The 15959-nt window shown below is 71.3% G+C and carries 15 protein-coding genes; 3 read left to right on the top strand and 12 right to left on the bottom strand.

Annotation, left to right across the window (positions count from 1 at the left end; translation table 11 throughout):
- Positions 1-29: 29 nt before the first annotated feature.
- A complete protein-coding gene (locus tag ACIBJH_RS22365) occupies positions 30-659 on the bottom strand; it encodes a hypothetical protein (RefSeq protein ID WP_399118591.1) in 630 nt (209 codons plus the stop codon).
- A 242-nt stretch (positions 660-901) separates the two neighbouring features.
- Here ACIBJH_RS22365 and ACIBJH_RS22360 point away from each other — a divergent pair, with 242 nt between their 5' ends.
- Positions 902-1960, top strand: coding sequence for a PucR family transcriptional regulator (locus tag ACIBJH_RS22360; RefSeq protein ID WP_399118590.1), 1059 nt, complete (start codon positions 902-904; stop codon positions 1958-1960).
- 98 nt (positions 1961-2058) lie between these two features.
- Here the strand turns inward: ACIBJH_RS22360 and ACIBJH_RS22355 are convergent, their stop codons facing one another.
- From ACIBJH_RS22355 to ACIBJH_RS22330, 6 genes are all read right to left on the bottom strand, one after another.
- A complete protein-coding gene (locus ACIBJH_RS22355) occupies positions 2059-2394 on the bottom strand; it encodes an SCO5918 family protein (RefSeq protein ID WP_399118589.1) in 336 nt (111 codons plus the stop codon).
- 189 nt (positions 2395-2583) lie between these two features.
- On the bottom strand, positions 2584-2787 hold the full coding sequence (locus ACIBJH_RS22350) for a cold-shock protein (RefSeq protein WP_019063123.1): 204 nt from the start codon (positions 2785-2787) through the stop codon (positions 2584-2586).
- Between the two features lie 211 nt (positions 2788-2998).
- Entirely contained in the window at positions 2999-3325 is a 327-nt protein-coding gene (locus ACIBJH_RS22345; RefSeq protein WP_019070316.1) for a MerR family transcriptional regulator, read from the bottom strand.
- Between the two features lie 145 nt (positions 3326-3470).
- Complete coding sequence (locus tag ACIBJH_RS22340; protein ID WP_399118588.1) at positions 3471-4181, bottom strand: hypothetical protein; 711 nt, start codon at positions 4179-4181, stop codon at positions 3471-3473.
- 162 nt (positions 4182-4343) lie between these two features.
- Positions 4344-5105, bottom strand: coding sequence for a TIGR03943 family putative permease subunit (locus ACIBJH_RS22335; RefSeq protein ID WP_399118587.1), 762 nt, complete (start codon positions 5103-5105; stop codon positions 4344-4346).
- Positions 5102-6154 (bottom strand): permease, encoded by a 1053-nt coding sequence (locus ACIBJH_RS22330; RefSeq protein WP_399118586.1) that lies wholly within the window; start codon positions 6152-6154, stop codon positions 5102-5104. The genes ACIBJH_RS22335 and ACIBJH_RS22330 overlap by 4 nt, the downstream gene beginning before the upstream one ends.
- Before the next feature lie 180 nt (positions 6155-6334).
- On the opposite strand from ACIBJH_RS22330, the gene ACIBJH_RS22325 reads away from it, so the two are divergent.
- On the top strand, positions 6335-8218 hold the full coding sequence (locus tag ACIBJH_RS22325) for an NAD-binding protein (protein ID WP_399118621.1): 1884 nt from the start codon (positions 6335-6337) through the stop codon (positions 8216-8218).
- A gap of 104 nt (positions 8219-8322) precedes the next feature.
- Here ACIBJH_RS22325 and ACIBJH_RS22320 read toward each other — a convergent pair whose 3' ends face one another.
- Positions 8323-10134: a prolyl oligopeptidase family serine peptidase gene (locus ACIBJH_RS22320; RefSeq protein ID WP_399118585.1), complete on the bottom strand. Its 1812-nt coding sequence runs from the start codon at positions 10132-10134 to the stop codon at positions 8323-8325.
- Positions 10135-10293: 159 nt separating this feature from the next.
- On the opposite strand from ACIBJH_RS22320, the gene ACIBJH_RS22315 reads away from it, so the two are divergent.
- Positions 10294-11088 carry an SURF1 family protein gene (locus ACIBJH_RS22315; RefSeq protein ID WP_399118584.1) on the top strand — a complete coding sequence of 265 codons (795 nt, stop codon included), beginning with the start codon at positions 10294-10296 and terminating at the stop codon, positions 11086-11088.
- Positions 11089-11152: 64 nt separating this feature from the next.
- On the opposite strand, the gene ACIBJH_RS22310 is transcribed toward ACIBJH_RS22315, so the two are convergent.
- The 4 genes from ACIBJH_RS22310 to ACIBJH_RS22295 form a co-directional block, all read right to left on the bottom strand.
- Complete coding sequence (locus ACIBJH_RS22310; RefSeq protein WP_399118583.1) at positions 11153-12487, bottom strand: hypothetical protein; 1335 nt, start codon at positions 12485-12487, stop codon at positions 11153-11155.
- Complete coding sequence (locus ACIBJH_RS22305; protein WP_019070324.1) at positions 12484-13059, bottom strand: SigE family RNA polymerase sigma factor; 576 nt, start codon at positions 13057-13059, stop codon at positions 12484-12486. Before ACIBJH_RS22305 ends, ACIBJH_RS22310 begins: the two co-directional genes overlap by 4 nt.
- Before the next feature lie 479 nt (positions 13060-13538).
- Complete coding sequence (locus ACIBJH_RS22300) at positions 13539-14606, bottom strand: aspartate-semialdehyde dehydrogenase (protein ID WP_399118581.1); 1068 nt, start codon at positions 14604-14606, stop codon at positions 13539-13541.
- Entirely contained in the window at positions 14606-15880 is a 1275-nt protein-coding gene (locus ACIBJH_RS22295; protein ID WP_399118580.1) for an aspartate kinase, read from the bottom strand. The genes ACIBJH_RS22300 and ACIBJH_RS22295 overlap by 1 nt, the downstream gene beginning before the upstream one ends.
- Positions 15881-15959 lie beyond the last annotated feature (79 nt).

Below are 15959 nucleotides of genomic sequence, written 5' to 3'. Positions count from 1 at the left end.
TGGGCGTGCGGGTGGCCGGAGTTGGCGGCCTATCCCGTCGTGCCGGGTCCGGTCCTCGGGTCCAGCGCGCTGTCGTAGGGCGCGACCCAGAAGAACTCGCCGGGTTCGTCGTAGGCGTAGAGCAGTCCGGTGCTGCCGCCGGCGAGGGCGTCGTTGCCCGTCTGCCGGACCTGGACCGTCGCGGCCGAGCCGTCCGCCGCCCTGACCTCGGCCTGCCCGAAGTCGGCGTCCACCCGCCCGGTGCGAATCGTGCAGGTCAGCCCGACGAAGTCCAGCCGGGACGGCCCGTGTTCGTCGGGAAACAGGCGGTGCAGCGGCCGTACGAGCAGCTTGGTCGCCTGCCAGGAGGCGTACCCCGCGCCGATCAGCACGGCCGCCCCGATCAGGACGCCGGCCGGGCCCGAGGGGACGAGCAGCACGCTCGCGCAGAAGCTGATCAGCCAGCCGACGGCGACGAACAGTGAGAAGGCGAGGGTCACCGGGACCCCGCCGAGCCATCGGCCACCGGAGTGCGCGCGGGAGTGGAGGTGACCGTGGCCGTGGCCGTGCGCGTCGGCCGCGCCGAGCGCGACCAGCAGCCAGTAGAGGACGACCACGACGAGCGCCGCGGTGAAGACGACGGTGGGAAAACCGGTCGCGGCAGCGATGAACGCCCCCATGATCCCGGCCCCCCGTTCCCTTACTCGCCCGACTGTCGACGGGGACGCCCGGATCGCGGTTCGGGTGCCGGAAACCTGCCGGTGTCCGGCACCCGAACCATCCGCGGTGCTCCCCTGGCGCCATGGTGCACGCGGGGTGCACGCCCGCGCATTGCCGGAACCCGGCAGTGTTCATTAGGGTCTTGATGCCGGTGACGCGCTAAGAAAGCGTCACCAGGGCGTCAAGAAAACAGGGGGCGGCGTTGCCGGAGCGCGGAATACCTGAGCAGTATCTGGCGGGGTACGCGCAACTCCTGGCGGAGGTCGCGGTCACCGGACGGCGCCTGACCCGGGCCGAGTTGGAGGCCCGCCGCGCCCTGGGCGAACACGCGGCCGAGGCCGGACACGGACTGCGCGCCCTGGTCAACGCCCATCTCGCCGCCACCCGCGCGGCCTGGCCGGAGACTCCCGGCGCCGCCGACTGCACACTTGCCGCGGTGCACCAGGTCGTCGACGCCTTCGCCGAGGGCTACGAACGCGCCCAGCGAGTCGCCGTACGCCAGGAGGAGGCGGCCCGACGGGAGTTCATCGACGATCTGCTCTACGGCCGCGGCGGTCTGGGCCGGCTCGCCGAACGCGCCGAGCGTTTCGGACTGCGGCTGTCCCACTCGCACGCCGTCGCCGTCGTCCAGGGGCCGATGCCCTACGACGAGAGCGCGCCGGTTCCGCGTCAGGTGGAGCGCGCGATGATCAGCCGTTTCGGTGACCGCAACATCCTGCTCACCACGAAGGCCGGCCGGATGCTGTGCGTCGCGCCCGGCGACCAGGACGACGTCCTCACCCACTTCGCCAAGCAGTCGTACGCGGCGGCGGAGGGCACCCGGGTGGCGATCGGCCGGCCGCAGCCGGGTGCGGGCGGGATCGTCCAGTCGTACGAGGAGGCCCTGAACACCCTCGAACTGGCCGAGCGGCTCACCCTGGAGGGCCCGCTGCTGCGCGCCGCCGACCTGCTGGTCTACCCGGTGCTCACCCGCGACCGGCAGGCGATGGCCGACCTGGTCCTCGACGCGCTGGGCCCGCTCACCAAGGCGCGCGGCGGCCCGCGACCGCTGCTGGACACGCTCTCGACGTACTTCGACTGCGGCTGCGTGGCAGCGGAGGCCGCCCGCCGGCTCTCCCTGAGCGTCCGCGCCCTGACGTATCGCCTCGAACGCATCCACCAACTGACCGGCGCGGACCCGGCGGACCCCGGCCAGCGGTACACGCTCCAGACGGCGGTGATCGGCGCGCGGCTGCTGGACTGGCCGGACAAGGAACTGTGAGGCAAGCCGTTCGGCGCAGAAAAAAGCGACCCCGCGCCCGGATGATTCGTCGGCGGCGTGGTCGCTTGGGGGATGCGGAGGTGTGCGGGGCGGAGGCGTCAGCCCAGAGTGGTGCCGATGTACGACGTCGATTCGGGGCCGGAGTCGGACCCGGACTCGGCGGACGGTGCGGCGGGCGCGGGGGTGGCCGGTGCCGGCGGCGTCTCGTGGCAGGTGAAGCCGAGGCGGGTCAGGGCCCGGGTGACCTCGAAGGCGGTGAAGTCACGGCGATCCTGCTTGGTGATCACCTCGCCGACCTGCTTGACCGGGTACAGCTTGCGGCTGATGACGGCGCAGGGGCCGCTGACGGGCTGCTCCGGGCGGATGCCCTTGAGCATCTCCTCCACCTCGCTCTTCGTCAGATCGAAGGGGTAACGGGCGATCACGCAGCGCATGGTGCCTCACCAAGGGGTTCGAGCGGGAGGAGAGGGGAGGATTTCTCCTCGGGGAAAACAGGGAAGCCGGAGAACGGCCGAAGAACAGCGGGTGGCCGTAGAACGGCAGAGGGAACAGCGGGTAAATGAGCAGATACGAAAAGGGACCCGCACCCAAGGTGCGGGCCCCTGTTTCGCAGCTTCGCGTGCTTAGGCGGGAACGATGTTCTCCGCCTGCGGGCCCTTCTGGCCCTGCGTGATGTCGAAGGTCACCTTCTGACCTTCCTGCAGCTCGCGGAAGCCCTGGGTGGCGATGTTCGAGTAGTGGGCGAAGACGTCAGCGCCGCCGCCGTCCTGCTCGATGAAGCCGAAGCCCTTTTCCGCGTTGAACCACTTCACGGTACCGGTGGCCATGTCTTAACTCCTAGGCAGTGCACGAGATCCGCACTTTACGAATCTCCTCCATCGCCGTGATGATCACCTGCCCGGAGAACCGGTTCAAAATTGGCAACCACAACTGCAACTGAAGTCAGCCTAGCACGGAACCCATTTCCGCGGCGGCGTAAATGGGTTCGAAAAGCGCCGCTCGAAACAGTGAATTTCTGTTTCGCCGACATCAGATTTTCTACCGATGGGACGAACGACGCAGCTCCTCATTGACGCGCAGCGCCTCGTCCAGCCGGTCCTCCAGGCTGATGATGCGGCAGGCGGCCTCGATGGGCGTCCCCTGGTCGACCAGCTCGCGGGCGCGGGAGGCCGTACGGAGCTGATGGCGCGAGTAGCGGCGGTGACCGCCGTCCGACCGCGTCGGCGTGATCAGCCCGGCCTCGCCCAGCGACCGGAGGAATCCGGGCGTGGAGGCGATCAGCTCGGCGGCCCGGCCCATGGTGTAGGCGGGGTAGTCGTCGTCGTCGAGCCGGTCGGCCGCGGGCTGCTGGCTTTCTGCGGGCATGTACACCTTTCCTGCGGACCACCGGAGAGGGAAGGCCCGCCGCAGGGGAGCGTGTTTCCCCCTACGGGAACTCTAGTCGCACCCGGGGAATCTCTGTCGCGGCGAGCACAGATGTCCTGACGCCCGTGGACGCCGGTTGACGCGCTCAGCGGCCCAGCAGCAGGACCCGGCAGGCCCCGGCGGGCGGCCGCGGATCGCGCACTTCCGCCACGACGTCCCGCCAGCCCCAGGCCCGGTACGCCGTCAGCGTCTCGGTGTCGCCGGCGGGCACCAGGGTGACGCCGAGGGCCGGCGCGTGATCGTCGAGCAGCCGGCATTGCAGGCGCCGGGCGAGGTTCCAGTCCCGGTCCTGGTAGTGGGTGCGCACACGGGGCGGGACGACGATCCCGGAGACGGCGAAGAGCCCGCCGGTGACCGCGAGACCGCGCACGGTCCGGGGAAGGCGGGTGTCGCACCCCTGCCACCACGGATCGGCGCCGCGCACGGGGAAGCCGTAGGCGAAGGCCGTCAGGGTGGTGTTCTCGGCGATCAGCAGGGTGAACCCGGGCCGCCGGACATCGCCCGCGAGCCGGCGCAGGAACTCGGCGCGGGAGCGGGTCCCGGCGCGGTGGCCGCCGGAGGTCTCCTCGTACAGATCGCCCAGGTCATCGAACCGGTCCTCGATCTGGCGTCGGCTGAGCGGGCGGAGCCGGTCCCCCTGCCGCGGGGACGGGCCGCGCTCCCGGCCGGGCGACCACGACTTCTCCCCCTGGGCCGCGTCGGCACCGAAGCGCGTGTCCGCAGCGCCGCGCGCGTCCGCACCGCCGTGCCTGCCGAGGTCCGCGGTCATCGGCCGACCGGGCACATTCACGGTCATGGGGCGAGTCCTGCCCCGGGTGCGGACAGGTCCGCCCCGGCGTCGTCCTTCGCCGAGGACGGCACCGGCGCGATCCGGTGCGCGAGAAATCCTCGGTCTCTTCACGGTACGCCCGCGGGCCACGACACGGCTTGGAGCGGGGTCCCCCTGCGCCCTACGACGTCACTGGTTCCAGCTCTCGTCGTACGGGTCCTTCGGGGTCGGGACCGGCTTGGCCTCGGTGACCTGGAAGTAGGGGATGGGGCGGTTGTTGACCGGGTCCTTGGTCTGCTTGGCGGAGTAGGTGCCGGTGACCAGCAGCCAGGTGTCGGGCTGCAGGACCGGCGGGATCTTGCCGGTCAGGGCGATCTTCACCGGCTGGGCGTCGGCGGCACAGCAGTTGAGGGCCATGCGCACGAGGTAGGGGGCGCCGGACTTGTCGAGGGCCACGAAGCCGGTGACCTTGAGCTGACGGGTGCCGAGGGAGTGCCCGTGGTCGTAGACCGCGCGGGTCGCGTAGTCGACCAGGCCGATGGTGAGCGGGTTGTCGGCGGGGAGCTTGGAGAGGCCGTAGGGCTGCTGGATGGCCGTGCCCGTGCGGACCGCGCTGTAGGAGCCGAGGGCGGGCGGGGCGACCAGGATGAGGGCGAAGAGGGGGAGCAACAGGAGCCAGGAGATGCGGGGTTCGCGGTGTACGTGACCATGACCGGGCTCGTGGCTGTCGTCCGTCACCGGAATATCTGCGTGGGCCGCCTTCTCCGCCCGCGCCCGCCGCCACTCGTACCAGGCCGTCGCCAGTGCCGCCAGGATGAGCACCCCGCCGGAGAGCAGCAGCAGTGGCTGGAGTCCTGCCTTGACGTAGCGGAGGTAGAGGTTGGTGAGGCCGGCGTGCAGCAGGGCCGTGCCGATCAGGAACAGGACCGCCGCCTGTGCCTGCCGGCTCACAGGAGCACCGCCGAGGTGACGACCGCGCCCGCGATGGCGAGGACGAAGGTGGCGGGCGCGAAGCGCATCGCGAAGCCGCGCCCGAACGTGCCCGCCTGCATGGCGAACAGTTTCAGGTCGATCATGGGTCCCACCACCAGGAACGCGAGTTTCGCCGTGAGCGAGAACTGGGTCAGCGAGGCGGCCACGAACGCGTCCGCCTCCGAGCAGATGGACAGCAGTACGGCGAGGATCGAGAGGGCGAGGATCGCCACCACCGGGTTGTCGGCCGCCGTCCGCAGCCAGCTCGCCGGTGCCACCGCCTTGAGCGTCGCCGCGGACATCGCGCCGAGCACCAGGAACCCGCCGGCCTGCATCACGTCGTGCCGCACCGAGCCCCAGAACGCGGCCCCCTTGGTCTCCCCCGCGTGCGGCTCGTGCGCGGGCAGCTTCAGCCAGTCGGTGCGGCCGAGCCGCGTCCACAGCCAGCCCATCACACAGGCCACGAGCAGACTGCCGACGAACCGGGCGAGCACCATCTCGGGGTTGCGCGGGAACGCCACGGCCGTCGCGGTCAGCACGATCGGGTTGATCGCCGGGGCGGAGAGCAGGAACGCGATCGCCGCCGCCGGGGTGACACCCCGGCGCACCAGCGCCCCCGCCACGGGCACGGACGCGCATTCGCAGCCCGGCAGGATCGCGCCCGCCATCCCGGCCACCGGTACGGCGAGCACGGGGTTGTTGGGCAGCGCGCGGGTGAACCATGTGGCCGGCACGAACACCGCGATGGCCGCCGACAGCAGCACGCCCAGCACCAGGAAGGGCAGCGCCTGCACGACCACGGCCACGAACACCGTCATCCAGCTCTGCATCACGGGCGCGGACAGGGCCGTACGGATCGGCGCCTGCGCCAGCACCACCAGGAGCAGCACCATGGTCAGCACGAGCGGCGAGTTGAGCTGCCAGCCGTCCTTCGCCGGAGCGGGTGCCGCCGGGGATGCTTCCGGGGGTGCTTCCGGGGTCGGCGGAGTCTCCGTGGTCGGCGCGGCTGGTTCGGTGGTGATGGCCACGGGTGTGCTACCTCCGGCGGGTGCGGGGTTTCGCGAGTTTTGCTCCCTCTCTCTGCATACGGCAGTCGGGGCACGGGTGTTCAGCGGAATACTGGAACCACCCGCCTCCTTGGGGCAGTCTTTCCCCTCGTGGCGAGCAGCGTTCCTCATCAGACCCCGCCGGGCACCGCTCGGGCACACATGGTGGTGTGCGGCGACGACGCGCTCGCGCACCGGCTCGCGGCCGAACTGCGCACGGTCTACGGCGAACAGATCACCCTCGTCGTACCGCTCTCCGAGGTCAACTCCCGCCCGCCGGTCGTCGGCCGCGCGCGTGCCGCCTCGGTGGCGCTGCGCGACCGGGTCAACGCGGCGGTGGCCAGGGCGAACGGCAACGGCGCCCCGCCCGCCCCCGAAACCCCGCGCGGGGAACGGGTGTTGGAGGTCCCCGAGCTGACCGAGGCGGTGTTCGCGGAGGCGGGCGTGGAGCGGGCGACCGCGCTGGCCCTCGTGCACGACGACGACGAGACCAACATCCGCGCCGCCCTCACCGCCCGCCGCCTCAACCCCCGTATCCGGCTCGTGCTCCGCCTCTACAACCGGCGCCTCGGCCAGCACATCGAGGAACTCCTCGACCAGGCGGCCGCGTTGGCGACCGGGGACGCCACCGTCACGGGGTTCGACGCCTCCACCACCGTCCTCTCCGACGCCGACACCGCCGCGCCCGCGCTGGCCGCCACCGCCCTCGCCGGCACCAGCAAGGTCGTCCAGACCGACGGGCTGCTGCTGCGCGCGGTGGAACGGCCGCCGCCGGGGCCCGGGCAGGTCGCCGACCCCGGACTCGCCACGCTCGCCCTGCTCTCGGCCACCAGCAGCGACCCGGCCGGCGCGGACGGCTCCGAGGGCATGGGCGAACAGGGCCCGCGCCTGCTGCCCGACGCGGCGGCGGTCGCCTCGGCCACCGGGCGCGGCACCGTCGTCCTTGAGCAAGTGTCGTACGCCGGGCCGCAGTTGCCGGGCGGACGCGGGGGCGGTGTCGTACCGGCCTTCTCCTCCCTCTTCTCGCGGCGGCTGCGCTGGTCGCTGGCGGGCATGGTGGCGTGCGTGATCGCGCTCGCCGTCTCGCTGTGGCTGGTGACCGGTATCCATCCCGTGCGGGCCTTCTATCTGACGCTGCTGGATCTCTTCGCGATCGACGACCCCGCGATCGGGGCGCCGTTGGGCCGGCAGATCCTTCAACTCCTGTCCGGTCTCGTCGGGTTGCTGATGCTGCCGGTGCTGCTGGCCGCGGTCCTTGAGGCCCTCGGCACGTTCCGTACGGCGTCCGCGCTGCGCAAGCCGCCGCGCGGGCTCGGCGGGCATGTGGTGCTGCTCGGGCTCGGCAAGATCGGCACCCGGGTGCTGACCCGGCTGCGCGAACTCAACATCCCCGTGGTGTGCGTCGAGGCCGACCCCGAGGCCCGCGGTCTCGCGGTCGCCCGCCGGCTGCGGGTGCCGGTGATCCTCGGGGACGTCACCCAGGAGGGCGTCCTGGAGTCCGCGAAGATCCACCGCGCGCACGCCCTGCTCGCGGTCACCAGCTCCGACACCACCAACCTCGAAGCCGTGCTCTACGCCCGCTCCGTACGGCCCGATCTGCGCGTCGTACTCCGGCTCTACGACGACGACTTCGCGACCGCCGTGTACCGCACCCTGCGCGCCGCCCACCCCGGTGCCCTCACCCGGAGCCGGAGCGTCTCCCATCTGGCCGCGCCCGCGTTCGCCGGGGCGATGATGGGCCGGCAGATCCTGGGCGCGATCCCCGTCGAGCGGCGGGTGCTGCTGTTCGCGGCGATGACCGTGGGCGGGCATCCCCAACTGGAGGGCAGGACGATCGCCGAGGCGTTCCGGGCCGGGTCCTGGCGGGTGCTGGCCCTGGACACGGCCAACCAGGACGCGTCGGAGGACGTACGGCGGTCGGGGTTGATGTGGGACCTTCCCGACACGTATGTCCTGCGGGGCTCGGACCGGGTTGTGCTTGCCGCGACCCGGCGGGGGCTGGCGGAGTTGCTGGGGCGGCGGCCTCGGGAGCGGGCCGGGACGTGACGGTGCCCTGCGCCGGGGTCGGCCGGGGGTGGGACCGCAACCCGGCGCTGCGGGGTTGCCGTCCGCGCCCACCCGTGCCGCCCCAGCGGCACGACTGCCCGCGGCTAAGCGGACACCACTCCCCCCAAATGCCTTGCCGCGAAGTCCAGTTCGAGTCTCACCTGCTTGATCCGCTCGTCCACCACCAGTGACCCGTGTCCCGCGTCGTACCGGTACACCTCGTGGACCGCGCCACGCTTCTCCAGTCGTTCGACGTAGTTGTCGATCTGCTGGATCGGGCAGCGGGGGTCGTTGACGCCGGCCGAGATGTAGACGGGGGCCGTGACCTTGTCGACGTAGGTCAGCGGGGAGGACGCCTCGAAGCGGTCGGGGACCTCTTCGGGGGTGCCGCCCAGCAGCGTGCGGTCCATGGCCTTCAGGGCCTCCATCTCGTCGTGGTACGCCGTGACGTAGTCGGCGACCGGGACCGCCGCGATGCCGAGCGTCCACGCGTCGGGCTGGGTGCCGATGCCGAGGAGGGTGAGGTAGCCGCCCCAGGAGCCGCCGGTGAGGATCAGCCGGGCGGGGTCGGCGAGACCGGACGTGATCGCCCACTCGCGGACCGCCGCGATGTCCTCCAGCTCGATCAGACCGACCCGGTGCTTCAGCGCGTCCGTCCACGCCCGCCCGTACCCGGTGGAGCCGCGGTAGTTGACCCGCACGACCGCGTACCCGTGGTCGACCCAGGCCGCCGGGCCCGCCGCGAAGGAGTCGCTGTCGTGCCAGGTCGGGCCGCCGTGGATGTCGAAGACCGTGGGGAGGGGGCCCGTCGCCCCCGCCGGCTTCTGGACCAGGGCGTGGATACGGCCGCCCGGCCCCTCCACCCACACGTCCTCCACGGGCACCGAGCCCGGTGACTTCAGGCCGGGCGGGTCCAGGACGACCTCACCCGTCGTCGAGCGCACGGCGGACGGCTCGGCGGCCGACGACCAGAGGTACTCGACGTTGCCGTCGGGGCGGGCCGTGGCGCCGGAGACCGTACCGGGCGGGGTCGGCACCTTCTCCAGGGCGCCCGAGGCGAGGTCGTAGCGGAAGACCTCGCTGCGGGCCTCGAAGCTGTGCGCGATGAGGAGGGCCGAGCCGTCCGGGTACCACTCGGCGCTCACGTCACCGGGCAGGTCCAGGGCCAGGTCGGTCTCGCCGCCCTTCACCACGTCCCACACCAACGGCTCCCAACGGCCGCGCCGCTGATGCCCGATGAGGAGCCGGGTGTCGCCCTCGACGGGTGCGAAGCCGAGCACCTCAAGGCCCAGCTCCTCGGTGCCGCCCTTGGTGTCGTCCAGGTCGGCGACCGCCGTGCCGTCCGGGCGCAGGACGCGCAGCGCCGAGTGCATCGCGTCGCCGTGCTCGGTGTGCTCGATGGCGATCAGCGAGCCGTCGTGCGAGAGGTCGCCGACGCCCGCGGACTCGCGGTGGCGGTAGATCAGCGCGGTCTCGTCGCCGGTGCGGGCGAGGTGGATCGTCGTACCGTCCTCGTCCGTGGAGCGGCCCACGACCGCCGTGCGGCCGTCGCGCGCGAGGGCCAGTCCGGCCGGGTAGGACGGTTCGAGGCCGGGGACGGCCGGTTCGTCGGGGCCGCCCTTGAAGGGCTGGCGGCGCCAGACGCCGAACTCGTCGCCGTCCTTGTCGTCGAACCACCAGATCCACTCCCCGTCCGGGGAGAGCACACCGTCCGTCGTGCCGTTCGGCCGGTCCGTGACCTGGCGTTGCTCGCCCGTCGCCCGGTCCCAGGCGTACAGCTCATACGTCCCTGTCGCGTTCGACACGAACAGGGAACGGTCGGGTGCGTCCTCCGCCCAGTCGGGCAGGGACACTCGGGGCGCCCTGAAGCGCTTCTCCCAGTCCGGTGTGTACGCGGACCCGTTGCTCTCAGTCATGGCCCCATACTGCCCGCCCTCACAGACATTGCACTGACTGGATCCTCAGCCTGTGGATAACTTCGACCAAGTCCCGGTCGGAGCATTGCCGACGGCCGGTGAACCCTGGGGCCCACCCCCGGGCCGAGGCCCTCGCGGCAGCCCCGTACCGTGGAAGGCGTGTACCGGTTTCTGCTGACATCGCGCTGGTGGGGCATCAACGTCTTCGTACTGCTCGCCATCCCCTTCTGCATCTTCATGGGGTCGTGGCAGCTGAGCCGGTTCCAGGCGCGCGTGGACAGCAGCCACCAGGCCACCAGGCAGGTCCAGACGGACCGCAAGGAGACCGCCCGCCCGCTCGCCGAACTGCTGCCGGTCGACCAGGCCACCTCGGGCCGGCAGACCACCGCGACCGGCCGGTACGGCAAGCAACTCCTCGTCCCCGACCGCCAGTTGGACGGGAAGAACGGCTACTACGTCCTCACCCTGCTGCGCACCGACGACGGCAAGGCGCTGCCCGTGGTCCGCGGCTGGCTCCCCGGCACGCCCGACGCGGCGAAGGCACCGGCCGCACCGACCGGCGAGATCACCGTCACCGGCTCGCTCCAGGCCTCCGAGACGCCCGGCGACAACGGCGTCAGCGCCCAGGGCGGCCTGCCGTCCGGCCAGACCGCGGCGATCAGCGCGGCCTCGCTGGTGAACCTGGTGCCCTACCCCGTGTACGACGCGTGGATCACGCTCGACAGGGCCGACTCCGGGATGACGGCCGTACCGGCGACCGCGCCGGCGAACACCGGCCTGGACCTGAAGGCGTTCCAGAACCTGGGCTACACCGGCGAGTGGTTCGTCTTCGCGGGCTTCGTCGTCTTCATGTGGTTCCGGCTGCTGCGCCGCGAGGTGGAGTTCGCGCGGGACGCGGAACTCGGGCTGCTGCCGGAGGACGAGAGCGAGCAGGCGGCCCGCGTCACCGTCTGACGCCCGCCGCCGGGTCCCCCGTGGACCGGCAACCGGCGCCTTGTTGCGACGACCGACGGCCGTCCTACGACGCCGACAGCACGCCCGTCCGGTAGATCGTCCCCGCGCACGCGTTCGGTACGACGGTCGAGGTCGCCGGCGAGCCGCCCTCCGCCGTGAGGGACACCTGGACGCTGCCGTCGAGCGTGCCGTCCTCGGGGAGCAGCTGGGCGGACGTGCCCGTGTCACCGGCCGTGGAGCCGCTGGTGGTGCTGGCGTCCTCCGAGGGCGACGGGCTGGGCGTGGTGCCGCCGGTGGTGGTGCCGCCGCTGTTGCCGCCACTGCTGGTGGGGCAGGTCTCCGAGGGCACCCAGGCGAACTTGACCTGGTAGGCGGCGCCGGGCAGCAGCACCAGTTCGGCGGGCTCCGTCGACGGGTCGGGCAGGCCGGTCGCCGAGTCCCCCGCCGCGTGCAGCGTCACGGAGATCTTGCTGCTCTCAGCGGCCCCCAGCGCGGTGAATCCCACGGTGCCGGGCCCGCCGACGGTACAGCTGGTGCCGGAGGTGTTGGTGACGGTGAAGGTGCCGTAGACGATGCCCCCCGTATCGGCGGCGGCCACGGACGACGTGGCGGAGCCGAGCTGTGTGGCGCCGCAGATGGGCGCGGCCGTCCCGGTGCTGGCCGAGGGGTTGGCGCTCACGGTGCCGGCGCCCTGGTTCTTGCCCCCGCCCTCGTTCTTGTGGCCGCCCGGGTTCTGTCCCGACGTCTGCCCGGAGGAGCCGCCCGAGGTGCTGGAACCCCCGTCCGGGTTCTTGCCCTGACTGGTGCCGCCCTGGGCCTGTGAGCTGTTGCCCGCCATGGACGGGTCGACGGAACCCGTCGAGTTCGAGACGTGCACGAGGGCCGGGATGGCGGTGCCGAAGAAGAGCGCGGCGGCGGCCATGCCGACGACGGCCTGGCGCTTGCGGGCCCGGCGGGCGGGCACCGCCTTGCGCAGGTGCTCCAGTGTCCCGTCGCGGGGCTCGACCTCCTGGACCGCCTGGTGCAGCAGGCGGCGCAGTGCCAGCTCGTCCGGGGCGAATCCCTCGGTGTCGTGGTCGCCGAGTCCGTCGAGTTGCGCGGCGAGTCCGGCGAGCCCCCCGAGTCCTTCGGGGTCGCGCCCCCGAACGGTCTCGGGGCCCTCCGGGCTCTCGGCGGCCTGGATGCCGTCCGGGTTCTCGGGGTTCTCCCCTCCGGAGCCTCCTCCGGAGTTCCCGTCGAGGCTCGGCCCGGTGGGGCTCTGTTCGTCGGGGCCGTGGTTCACAATTCCGTTCCCAGCGTGCGATTCGTTCGGTTCTTCCTTGCGGGCCCAGGTCGGACCGCGCCGGACTTCCGGCTCGCGCCGCCCACGCGCGCCGTTTCCGTCGACGTTGTCGCTCATGCCGTGGCCTCCATCGCGATCCGGAGGGCGGCGATGCCGCGGGAGCCGTACGCCTTCACCGAGCCCAGCGAGATGCCGAGCGACTCGGCGACCTGCGCCTCGGTCATGTCCGCGAAGTAGCGCAGGACCAGGACCTCGCGCTGGCGGCGCTGGAGGCCCTTCATCGCCTTGATGAGGGAGTCGCGCTCCAACTGGTCGTAGGCGCCCTCCTCCGCGCTGGCCATGTCCGGCATCGGCTTCGAGAGGAGCTTGAGGCCGAGGATGCGGCGGCGCAGGGCCGAGCGGGAGAGGTTGACGACGGTCTGGCGCAGATACGCCAGGGTCTTCTCGGGGTCACGGACACGTTTGCGCGCCGAGTGGACCCGGATGAACGCCTCCTGGACGACGTCCTCGCAGGAGGCGGTGTCGTCGAGGAGGAGCGCGGCCAGGCCGAGCAGCGAGCGGTAGTGCGCCCGATAGGTCTCGGTGAGGTGGTCGACGGTCGTTCCGGCCGCGACGGTGTCGTCGACACCTTCGCGCTGGTTCGGGATGCGGGCGGGCCGCGCTGCGGGCATCGGCGCGATCACCGGCATGCCGCCGGGCGCACGGGATCCACGCGGAGGCCGTAGGGCCGTGCCGCGTGCCGCAGTGAAGTCGAGTACCTGAGCCACGCAAGTTGGACACGCTTCCCCCCTCGGGGGTTGTACGCGTCGACCGTCACATTTATGTCAGACGAAACAAACAGTCCACCCACCCGTCTGGTGTCAGGCAGCACAACCGATAGTGCGTCGAACACCCTCATGCCTACCCGCTCTTCCCCTGTGTCACAAAAAGGCCGGGGCGTCCCCACGCCCCTCGCCGCATCCCCGCGCCCGCTGAAGGGCGTCCGCAAAGACGCTCCCCGCCGACCGCGCGGTTGCGGAGAGCGGGGAGTGAAATCTTCGGATGCGGAGGTGGCTGGATTCAAGTGGTCCCAACCATTAATCCGGCCACATCGCGCACAGTGATCCTACAAACCCGTGCGCCACTGGCCAGCGGATTTACGGCTGGGCGGAGCGGGTGGGTCCGCTTCTCACCCGAGGTCGCGCGCCACCAGCTCGGCGATCTGTGCCGTATTGAGGGCCGCTCCCTTGCGCAAATTGTCGCCACAGACGAACAGTTCGAGCGCCGTCGGGTCGTCCAGCGCCCGCCGCAGCCGCCCGACCCAGGTCGGGTCGGTGCCGACCACGTCGGCGGGGGTGGGGAACTCCCCGGCGGCCGGATCGTCGAAGAGGACGACCCCCGGGGCCGTGGCGAGGATCTCGCGCGCCTTGTCGACGGTGACCTCGCCCTGGAAGCGGGCGTGGACCGTGAGGGAGTGCGTGGTGACCACCGGGACGCGGACGCACGTCACGGCGACGGGCAGTGCGGGCTGGCCGAGGATCTTGCGGGTCTCGTCCCGCACCTTCATCTCCTCCGAGGACCAGCCGTCCTCGCGCAGCGAACCGGCCCACGGTACGACGTTCAGCGCCACCGGCTCCGGGAACGGCCCGGTGTTGTCGCCGACGGCCCGGCGCACGTCACCGGGCTTGGTGCCCAGGTCCGTACCGGCCACGAGGGCCAGCTGCTGGCGCAGGGTGTCGACCCCGGCCCGCCCGGCCCCGCTGACGGCCTGGTACGAGGACACCACCAGCTCGCGCAGCCCGAACTCGGCGTGCAGCGCGCCCACGGCGACGATCATCGACAGGGTCGTGCAGTTCGGGTTGGCGATGATCCCGCGCGGCCGGTGGCGCACCTTGTGCGGGTTGACCTCGGGGACCACCAGGGGCACCTCGGGGTCCATCCGGAAGGCGCCCGAGTTGTCGACGACGACCACGCCCTTGGCGGCGGCGATGGGCGCCCACTGGGCGGAGACCTCGTCGGGTACGTCGAACATCGCGACGTCGACCCCGTCGAAGGCCTCTTCCGTCAGGGCCACCACCTCGACCTGCTCCCCGCGCAGGGCCAGCTTGCGGCCGGCCGAGCGCGGAGAGGCGATCAGGCGGATCTCGCCCCAGATGTCCGCATGCTGGGACAGGATCTGGAGCATGACCGTGCCGACGGCCCCGGTCGCTCCGACAACGGCGAGCGTCGGACGCACGGTCGCTCCGGTGGTGGCCATCAGCGGCCGGTGCCTCCGTAGACGACGGCTTCGTCGCTGTCGGAGTCGAGGCCGAACGCCGTGTGCACGGCGCGGACGGCCTCGTTGACGTCGTCCGCACGGGTCACGACCGAGATGCGGATCTCGGAGGTCGAGATCAGCTCGATGTTGACGCCCGCGTCGGACAGGGCGGTGAAGAAGTCGGCGGTGACGCCCGGGTTCGTCTTCATCCCGGCGCCCACCAGCGAGATCTTCCCGATCTGGTCGTCGTAGCGCAGCGACTCGAAGCCGATGCCGTCCTTGTTCCTCTCCAGGGCGTCGATGGCCTTGCGGCCCTCCGCCTTGGGGAGGGTGAAGGAGATGTCCGTCAGCCCCGTCGAGGCCGCCGACACGTTCTGCACGATCATGTCGATGTTGACCTGGGCGTCGGAGATCGTCCGGAAGATCACCGCGGCCTCGCCCGGCTTGTCGGGCACGCCGACGACCGTGATCTTGGCCTCGGAGGTGTCGTGCGCGACACCGGAGATGATGGCCTGCTCCACCTGCTGGACTCCTTGCTTCGGCTCACTGCTGACCCAGGTGCCCTGAAGTCCGCTGAAGCTGGACCGCACATGGATCGGGATGTCGTAACGGCGGGCGTACTCCACACAGCGGTGGAGCAGCACCTTGGAGCCGGAGGCGGCGAGCTCCAGCATGTCCTCGAAGACGATCCAGTCGATCTTCTTCGCCTTCGGCACCACCCGCGGGTCGGCGGTGAACACCCCGTCGACGTCCGTGTAGATCTCGCAGACCTCGGCGTCGAGGGCGGCGGCCAGCGCGACGGCGGTGGTGTCGCTGCCACCGCGCCCCAGCGTGGTGATGTCCTTCTTGTCCTGGCTCACACCCTGGAACCCGGCGACGATGGCGATGTTGCCCTCGTCCAGCGCGGTCCGGATGCGCCCCGGCGTGACATCGATGATCCGGGCTTTGTTGTGGACCGAGTCGGTGATGACGCCTGCCTGGCTGCCGGTGAACGACTGGGCTTCGTGCCCCAGGTTTTTGATCGCCATGGCCAGCAGTGCCATGGAGATCCGCTCTCCGGCGGTCAGCAGCATGTCGAACTCACGCCCGGCGGGCATCGGAGATACCTGCTCGGCGAGATCGATCAGCTCGTCCGTCGTGTCGCCCATCGCGGAAACGACGACGACCACTTGGTGGCCGTTCTTCTTCGCTTCCACGATTCGCTTGGCGACGCGCTTGATGCCCTCGGCATCGGCTACGGAGGAGCCTCCGTACTTCTGCACGACAAGGCCCACGTGCGCTCCTCGCTCAGTCCTGGTGTGTCGGCTCAGTTTAACGAGCGCCCGAAATTCGCTTCCGCGGTATCGCATGGTG

The sequence above is a fragment of the Streptomyces sp. NPDC050548 genome (assembly GCF_044457385.1).
Classification (GTDB): Bacteria; Actinomycetota; Actinomycetes; order Streptomycetales; family Streptomycetaceae; genus Streptomyces.
This window is presented reverse-complemented; position numbering and strand designations above follow the sequence as displayed.

What these genes read in the sequence shown, in the direction of transcription:
- ACIBJH_RS22300 (WP_399118581.1), bottom strand. Translation starts at nt 14,606, where the DNA reads ATGGCCACCACCGGAGCGACCGTGCGTCCGACGCTCGCCGTTGTCGGA.
- ACIBJH_RS22345 (WP_019070316.1), bottom strand. Translation starts at nt 3,325, where the DNA reads ATGCCCGCAGAAAGCCAGCAGCCCGCGGCCGACCGGCTCGACGACGAC.
- ACIBJH_RS22365 (WP_399118591.1), bottom strand. Translation starts at nt 659, where the DNA reads ATGGGGGCGTTCATCGCTGCCGCGACCGGTTTTCCCACCGTCGTCTTC.
- ACIBJH_RS22320 (WP_399118585.1), bottom strand. Translation starts at nt 10,134, where the DNA reads ATGACTGAGAGCAACGGGTCCGCGTACACACCGGACTGGGAGAAGCGC.
- ACIBJH_RS22310 (WP_399118583.1), bottom strand. Translation starts at nt 12,487, where the DNA reads ATGAGCGACAACGTCGACGGAAACGGCGCGCGTGGGCGGCGCGAGCCG.
- ACIBJH_RS22355 (WP_399118589.1), bottom strand. Translation starts at nt 2,394, where the DNA reads ATGCGCTGCGTGATCGCCCGTTACCCCTTCGATCTGACGAAGAGCGAG.
- ACIBJH_RS22305 (WP_019070324.1), bottom strand. Translation starts at nt 13,059, where the DNA reads ATGCCGGTGATCGCGCCGATGCCCGCAGCGCGGCCCGCCCGCATCCCG.
- ACIBJH_RS22350 (WP_019063123.1), bottom strand. Translation starts at nt 2,787, where the DNA reads ATGGCCACCGGTACCGTGAAGTGGTTCAACGCGGAAAAGGGCTTCGGC.
- ACIBJH_RS22340 (WP_399118588.1), bottom strand. Translation starts at nt 4,181, where the DNA reads ATGACCGTGAATGTGCCCGGTCGGCCGATGACCGCGGACCTCGGCAGG.
- ACIBJH_RS22325 (WP_399118621.1), top strand. Translation starts at nt 6,335, where the DNA reads ATGGTGGTGTGCGGCGACGACGCGCTCGCGCACCGGCTCGCGGCCGAA.